General features: G+C 67.3%; 1 protein-coding gene and 2 pseudogenes. All 3 read right to left on the bottom strand.

Annotation, left to right across the window (positions count from 1 at the left end; all coding sequences use genetic code 11):
• Positions 1-154, bottom strand: a pseudogene (locus tag FF86_RS69705) (helix-turn-helix domain-containing protein); the annotation flags it as partial.
• A 1300-nt stretch (positions 155-1454) separates the two neighbouring features.
• Positions 1455-1721, bottom strand: a pseudogene (locus FF86_RS61545) (ATP-dependent Clp protease proteolytic subunit); the annotation flags it as partial.
• A 2-nt stretch (positions 1722-1723) separates the two neighbouring features.
• A partial coding sequence (locus FF86_RS61540; protein WP_242419938.1) for an ATP-dependent Clp protease proteolytic subunit occupies positions 1724-1989 on the bottom strand: 266 nt, incomplete at both ends.

Genomic DNA, 1989 nt, shown 5'->3' with positions numbered 1-1989 from the left:
CACCCGAGACACCCAGCCGTGCCGCGATCACCTCGACAGGATCAACCTCGCCGGTCGAGGTGTCCAACGCGAGCAGCACCTGCGCCCGCCTGATCATCGAGGCCGGATGCACACCCGTGGTGGTGACCCGAACCAACGCTTCACGATCGGCCGCNGTCAAGGTGACCGGCCGCTTCTTCTGTGACGNCANGACTTGTNCTGACCGGCAGAGGGGACGAGGAAGATCTNCCAACACCAGCCTGCCACACCCCAGAACTAAACAGCGACGGTCTACTAGCCTCGGGTGGCCTTCTGCGCGTCCCAGGCGTCGAGCAGNGAGCGTTCTTCGTCGTCGGTAAGACCTGCTACCGGTTGTGCGGGCGGTGCGCGGAGTCCGTCGAGCAGTGTTTCCGCCAGCGGCCGGCTGACCAGACCGTGAGCACGCGCCGTGGTGTTGTCGAGATCGTTGAACCCGGAATAGTCGGGTTGCCGCAGCCACAAGGGCAGCGATGTCGGCCCGGACCAGGTCCGCACACCGTGCCGGTCGAGCCAGTCGGGAGCGGCCCGCACGAGTGACCCGCGGTGGCCCGTGATCTCGCGGGTGAGAGCGATGTGCTCCTCGAAGGGAATCGAGTCGCCGGTCGCGTTCACAGTTCCGGCGCGATGCTGGCGCGCGGAGTCGACCAGCCAGAACCCGAGATCACGCACGTCGATGACTTGCGTCATGAGGTTCGGTGCATCCGGTACAAGTACCCGACCATCCGGATGCGACGGGGCCGCGAACCGTGAGGGCCAGTAGGTCGTCNGTCCTGACCAGTCACCAGGTCCGCCGATCAGACCGGAGCGAGCGATCAACAGACGGGACGACCCGAACGCGTCGGCCACGACCTGTTCACACGCCACTTTCGCGGGACCGTAGTCGGCCATGGTGGCCATGACGTCGCCGGCAAGCGGCTCCAGCAGGGGAGCGTCGACGGTTTTCCGCAGCGCGGACGGGTCGGCGTACACATTGCCGGTGGACACGAAGATGAAGTGCGAGCAGCGCGGCTCCAGTGCCGCGGCCGCGCTACGCACGTGCCCAGGCTGGCGAGACACGTCCACCGCCGCGTCGAACTCGCCCGGGAGGAGATCGTAGCTGGCCGGATCGCGACGATCACCGCGAACCAGTTGCACGCCCTCGGCGGCGTCACCCGACTCACCACGAGCCAGGCACACCACGCTGTCGCCCGCGTCNCGCGNCGCCTCGGCCACGGCCCGGCCGAGCCAGGCGGTACCGCCCAGAACGAGCAGCCTCATGGCACACATTCCACTGCGCGATGATCCGTACCATTACCAGATTCCGCGGTCGTCGAACGAACGGTCCCTCTCAAGCGCCTGTCACCCCAGCCTACGATCGACCTGGAAACATGGATTCCGCGCACGACCCGGTGATCCGACCTGGTGGGATTCTCAGCGATCGGATCACCGGGTCGAGGTCAGGCGGCGCCGGAGATGCGGGGCGTCGTCGCCTTGCGGCTGGTGATGACGTCGTCGATGAGGCCGTAGGCGCGGGCCTCGGTGGCGCTGAAGATCTTGTCGCGTTCGGTGTCGCGGCGGATCTCCGTCTCGCTGCGGCCGGTGTGCCGGGCGAGCAGGGTCTCCTGCAGGGCGCGGACGCGCAGGATCTCGCGGGCCTGGATCTCCAGGTCGGACGACTGGCCCTCCCCCTGCGCCGACGGCTGATGGATCAGGATCCGGCTGTTNNCCAGCGCGAACCGCTTGCCCGGCGTCCCCGCCGCCAGCAGCACCGCCGCCGCCGACGCCGCCTGCCCCATGCAGATCGTCGAGATGTCCGGCCGCACGAACTGCATCGTGTCGTAGATCGCCGTCAACGACGTGAACGACCCACCCGGCGAGTTGATGTAGATCGAGATGTCCCGGTCCGGATCCTCCGACTCCAGGAACAGCAACTGCGCCATCACGTCGTTCGCCGACACATCGTCGATCTGCACGCCGAGAAAGACGATCCGC

This window comes from Frankia sp. CpI1-P, from assembly GCF_001421075.1.
In the GTDB taxonomy this organism is placed as follows: Bacteria; Actinomycetota; Actinomycetes; order Frankiales; family Frankiaceae; genus Frankia; species Frankia torreyi.
This window is presented reverse-complemented; position numbering and strand designations above follow the sequence as displayed.